General features: G+C 55.2%; 7 protein-coding genes. All 7 read right to left on the reverse strand.

Features of this window, described 5'->3' with window-relative positions; translation table 11 throughout:
- Positions 1-85: 85 nt before the first annotated feature.
- Positions 86-586 (reverse strand): RNA polymerase sigma factor, encoded by a 501-nt coding sequence (locus ABJQ89_RS19530; protein WP_348497827.1) that lies wholly within the window; start codon positions 584-586, stop codon positions 86-88.
- A 69-nt stretch (positions 587-655) separates the two neighbouring features.
- A complete protein-coding gene (locus tag ABJQ89_RS19535) occupies positions 656-1,204 on the reverse strand; it encodes a tetratricopeptide repeat protein (RefSeq protein WP_348497828.1) in 549 nt (182 codons plus the stop codon).
- A 102-nt stretch (positions 1,205-1,306) separates the two neighbouring features.
- Entirely contained in the window at positions 1,307-2,221 is a 915-nt protein-coding gene (locus ABJQ89_RS19540; protein WP_348497829.1) for an ADP-ribosylglycohydrolase family protein, read from the reverse strand.
- Entirely contained in the window at positions 2,202-2,579 is a 378-nt protein-coding gene (locus ABJQ89_RS19545; protein WP_348497830.1) for a DUF2237 domain-containing protein, read from the reverse strand. The genes ABJQ89_RS19540 and ABJQ89_RS19545 overlap by 20 nt, the downstream gene beginning before the upstream one ends.
- 3 nt (positions 2,580-2,582) lie before the next feature.
- Entirely contained in the window at positions 2,583-3,746 is a 1,164-nt protein-coding gene (locus tag ABJQ89_RS19550; RefSeq protein WP_348497831.1) for a serine hydrolase, read from the reverse strand.
- Between the two features lie 89 nt (positions 3,747-3,835).
- The gene (locus ABJQ89_RS19555) at positions 3,836-4,174 is read right to left on the reverse strand and encodes a hypothetical protein (protein ID WP_348497832.1); all 339 of its coding nucleotides are present in this window, start codon (positions 4,172-4,174) and stop codon (positions 3,836-3,838) included.
- Between the two features lie 32 nt (positions 4,175-4,206).
- On the reverse strand, positions 4,207-5,001 hold a 795-nt coding region (locus ABJQ89_RS19560; RefSeq protein WP_348497833.1), incomplete at its 5' end, for a glycosyltransferase family 2 protein.

Here is a 5,001-nt window from a genome sequence, read left to right on the forward strand (position 1 = left end):
TTGCCGCGCTCTTCATCCGTGAGTTCGCCATCGACATAGGCGCTGAGCCAGATCAGTAGCTCGTCGCTGAGAGGCGTTTCATCGCTCATCTGCGGGCTCCTTTCTGTTGCTCAAGTGCGCTGCGCAGTTTTTGGCGTGCACTGGAAAGACGTGACATGACAGTGCCGATTGGAAGGTCCATGATTTCGGCTGTTTCCGCATAGCTATGGCCTTCGACGGCGACAAGCAGCAAGACCGTGCCAAACCCATCAGGCAGCAGGGCAATTTGCGCGAGCACCTGATTGGCATAGGTTTGCGTCTCGCCGGCGCTTGCCGTTTGTAGTTCGGTGCTTTCGCTGGCGTCCTCAACCCCTTCTCCGATGCGCACCTTGCGTTTTCGCGTTTCATCGATCCAGACATTGCGCATCAGGCGGAACATCCACGCATCCAGACGCGTTGCGGTATTCCATTGGGTTTCGCGATCTAGCGCACGCGTACAAGAGGTTTGCACTAGATCATCCGCATCGGGCCAGTCGCGTGTAAGCGACCAAGCGAACCTGCGCAGGCGCGGCAGGAGCGGGACGAGACCTTCGGTAAGTGCGCTCAAGAAATTGCCTTGGGTTGTGAGGTTGCCAGCCTAGGCGGTAATCGCCCAAGCTGGCAAGTGGCATCTTGATTAGTAGCTTGTTGGCGTGCCGCGCAGAGCCAAGGACAGAGCCGTGTAGGACCACGTGTTACGGCCACCGCGTTCACGAATTTCTGCGAGCTGTGTCAATGCGCCTGCTTTGTCGCCATATGCGAGCAGACCCTGGCCCATGTAAGAGCGCGCAAGGATATAGTCAGGATCGATGCTCAGCGCCGCTTCGTAGTATTCCATCGCGACGGCGTGGTTGCCCAACTTGCGGTTTGTGAAGCCACGGTAGTTCAAAATGCGTGGATCGTCTTGGTTTTCTGCTGCGTCCAGAACGTTCAGGGCGTTTTGGTATTGGCCGTCATACGCCATTTCGCGTGCTGCGAGATAAAGTTGGTCATCTGAGAAGTTATGGGATTCAACCTTGTGGCACTTCTTTGTCTCAGCGTCGTAAACACGGCCTTCTTTGCATTTCTTGGTCGTCTTCGTTGACTTGGGTGGGGACTCATCGCCAGCAGCGTGAACCACGGCAGGCGTTGCGATCATCATGCTTGCTGCGATCAGCGCGGAGGAGAAAAGATTAATTTTAGACATATGCTTATTCCTTTGTTGAGGCCAATGGCGTGGTGCAGGACCATGCTGTGTGAGGCGTTATGTTAAGGTAACGATTGGGTCTTTGGTTTTATTCGAAGATATTTAGATTTTTTTTGCGAGAGACCAACTTTCTTGCGCTGCATTCATAGAAAGAAGCCATTCAAGCGGGATATTTTCGAGGCCATAAGCTGCACCAGCAAGGCTTCCGATAATAATCGCGCGCCCGCAATTGTCGCCGCCTGCGAGGATGTTTGCATCGATTGCGGCTTGGAAACTGTCGGTGTTGTTTAAGATGTGAAAGGAGAGCGGCATGCCTTGAGGCAAGTGGCAGGCTCGTTCTGTGATTTGGCCATAGGCCGTGCTGTTGGTTTCAGATGTTGTCAGGGCCGCGTGCAAAAGCGGCTCGCGCTGCGCGGCGCTATTCAGCGCGGTTTTTAATGGCGTGCCAGCGAGCACATCCAACAAAAGGTCTGCAAAAATCGCGGCGTAATGATCGGCCACCGCGTTCACGTTAGTCACTTGCATAGCTGTTTGGATCATCGCGGGAAGTGCCTCGTTGCCATGGTAGTGCGCAACGATTGCAGGCAGGGTTGCGATGGCGGGGTGTTGATCATCATCTGTGCCAGAGGGCGCGCGAATGTCGGCGGCAATATTGGCGAGCGCACCGCGTGTCGGTCTGTCGATATAGCCGTTGTAGGGACCACCTGCGCCGAAGAAGGCAGAATATGCGTCTTGGTAGGCCGTGACATCGAATGCGCCTTGTTCGTCCATAGAGCGCATCGCGAGCAACAGAACTTCACCGTATTGACTGAGATCACCATCGCGGCGTTGTGCATGCGCGAAATAGGCTGGAACGCCTTCAAAATTCGCAGGATCTATGGGGGTGAACGCGGGCGCGTTGCCTGCGACTTTTGCAATACGATCTGGGTCGTAGATCCAATGCAGGCCAAGCGTGGCAGCATCCGCGACAAGTGCACCCATGAGCGCAGCAGATGTATTAGGCGTTTGTGTGGTCATAGAGTTTTAGCACCTCAAGCGGAACGATGTCAGTGGCCCGCTGATGGGTGGCGGCCAAATTCACCAAAGGGGCGCAACGATCGTCATGGGCCTGTAGGAAGCGGGCCGCACATAAACACCATGTGTCCCCATCTTTGAGCCCTGCAAACCCAAATTCCGGTCGCGGCGTTGACAGATCGTTACCCACATAGGCCGAAAACGCCAGAAACTCTTTCGTGAGGATGGCAGCAACTGTGTGACTGCCAAGATCGTCATCACAAGTGTTGCAATAACCATCGCGAAAATAGCCCGTGAGTGGGTCGAGACTACAAAGTTCCAAAGGTTCGCCAAGGACATTGAGGCTTGGTTCTTTTTGCATGGCCTACAGCCCCTCTGCGATGAGACGGAAGATATCGATGTTCTGAGCGCCAACGCCCTTTTCACGGAACTTGCGGTCGGCGGCGTTGGTGGCGATCACCACGCCAAGGGGACGGTTGATATAGACGTACTGCCCGTAGATGCCACGGGCGAGGAATTCGCCCTCGCGGCCATCCTTTGGCATCCACCATTGATATCCATAGCCATACTCGCCCGCGCTGGTCGGGGCCGAGGGCACGGTTGAGGCCGCGACCCAATCGGCGGGCACGATTTGCGTGCCATTGTATTCCCCGTTCTGGAGGAACATTTGTCCCATGCGCGCGTAGTCACGGGTGCGCAGGTTTAATCCGCCCAAGACAAATGCCACGCCATTTCCATCGGTCAGATAATAAGGGCTGGCTTCCAAACCCATGGGCTGGATGATCTTTTCGGACAAGAGCGGCGCAATCTCACGCCCTGTCGCGCCGCGAATAACCATGCTGAGAATATGGGTGTCGATGGACACATATTGCCAATCCACACCAGGTGCGACGAAGGTTTCTTTCAGATCAGCCGCAAAGCCATCCATCGAGCCGCCGAGCGCCAAGACACGGCCCATTTTATTGATGTCGCTGCTCTGGTCCAAATAATCTTCGTCAAAGGTGACGCCGCTGGCCATATTCAGCACGTTGCGAACGGTCGATCCATCATAGGCGCCGCCCTTTAGGGATGGGGCGTATTTGGTGACCGGATCGTCAAGCGAGGTAATCGCGCCATCGGCCACGATGACGCCGAGCAAGGCGGAGAGGTAGCTTTTGGCGACGGACCATGAGATGCGCAGATCCTCCGGCTTTGTGCCTTGGTAGTAGCTTTCATGCACGAGCGCGCCATCTTTGAGCACGACAAGCGACGTCACTGTGCGATCAGTGATCCATGTATCAACGTCCGTGGCGAGGGTGATCGCATCGCCCTTTGGGAGCTCGGCTACTGGGCCATCGCCGCGCGGAATATCAACAGAGAGGAAAGCCGCGTTCATGCCAGAGAAATTGGTAACGATCTTTTCTTCGGTGAACAGAGAGTTAACCGCAAGGAGGCGTTTGATTTCTTCGCGTTTCCAGATGCCAACGGCGATAGCAATAATGGCAAGGACGATGATCGCTCGGATGAGATACTTGATAACTCTGCGCATGTGTGTGGCTCCCTTTGGGATAGGAAAGCACGGTACGGGAAGAGAGGCAAATACAGAGCTGGGCAGGTGACCTAACGTAGGGTCGGGCGTTAAGGGCCCAAGAACACCACGATCAAGGCCAGAATTAAGAGAACTAGGGTGATCGGTCCCCAAAGGCGACGTTCTTTTACGGAGGGGGTGATCCAGTTTAACAGGGTAGAAAGGGCCTGCGTCGCCAGGACTACCCAAGCGGTCCATGTCGGCCAATTGGGCCAGGCACCCGCTGCCGATAGAACCGCAGCTGCCATTGCCGCCAATACAAAGATCGACACGCCTGCGAATACCCTATTTCGGCGGGGCAACGGACCGATGTTTTGCCCGCCTTGCGTATATTCCCCCCAAGGCGCGCCGCCGATGAGGCACAGCTGAAAGACTGCAGTCGCTGCCATAATTAACGTGTAGAGGGTAGCGGAAAGCCAAATCATCCTTGCCTCGCAAATTTTTCTGGCAGCGTTGTTCGGTAATTCAATTTTAACGCGCGGGTTTTGATCAGGTTGTTCTGTGGTTTGCGCGTGGGTTTGATGGAGAGGGTGTCAAAGGCGTGTTCTTCTGCTGCGTGCCAAGTTTTTTCAGGCTTGTCCCAAAATGTGCGACATAGCTTGATCGTGTCCTCATCAGCTTTGCCCCAACCTGCGCCCGGCAGACCGTCGCCTTCACTATTGGCGACCTGCATGCGCACATCATTGCTTGCGTGCAGCGCATCGCTGTTGGCGAATTTCAGATGCGCTAGGTAAAATCCTTTGGGCATCGTGAAGGGATAGCTTTCCAATTTGCGCGGGGCGACGCGGATGCCGTGCAGCGAGAAATCAATCGCTCTGCGCGCGGCGACCGCTTTGGAGTAGTGACCAGAAAAGGCGATGTTGGTGCGCTGGGAAAATGTAGGTTGTTCTGTCAGCGCCGTGTCAGCGTTGCTTTCGAATAGCTCGAAACCGAGGGCGGTTAGGACCGGTGCCTCGGCGTTTGCGCTGATGGCGGAGGGCAGGTCTGGATAGAGATCGGGATCATAGCAAATCAACTCATCCGCGTCAGTGCGAATGATCCAATCATATACATTGCTCAGGCCTGCATGAATGCCATTGAGCAAGTTCGCGCGATTGCGGTCAAAGAATTCTAACGTATCGCGCGGGATCGTGATCACGCTTGCCTTTGGGCAGAGTTCAGCAATCTTGGGGTCTGCACCATGCGAGACGACGAACAGGTTTTCAAACCCCAACTC

The organism is Planktotalea sp. (genome assembly GCF_039984035.1).
In the GTDB taxonomy this organism is placed as follows: Bacteria; Pseudomonadota; Alphaproteobacteria; order Rhodobacterales; family Rhodobacteraceae; genus Planktotalea.

Coding starts and splice junctions, on each gene's coding strand:
- ABJQ89_RS19540 (WP_348497829.1), bottom strand. CDS start 2,221: ATGACCACACAAACGCCTAATACATCTGCTGCGCTCATGGGTGCACTT.
- ABJQ89_RS19545 (WP_348497830.1), bottom strand. CDS start 2,579: ATGCAAAAAGAACCAAGCCTCAATGTCCTTGGCGAACCTTTGGAACTT.
- ABJQ89_RS19550 (WP_348497831.1), bottom strand. CDS start 3,746: ATGCGCAGAGTTATCAAGTATCTCATCCGAGCGATCATCGTCCTTGCC.
- ABJQ89_RS19535 (WP_348497828.1), bottom strand. CDS start 1,204: ATGTCTAAAATTAATCTTTTCTCCTCCGCGCTGATCGCAGCAAGCATG.
- ABJQ89_RS19555 (WP_348497832.1), bottom strand. CDS start 4,174: ATGGCAGCGACTGCAGTCTTTCAGCTGTGCCTCATCGGCGGCGCGCCT.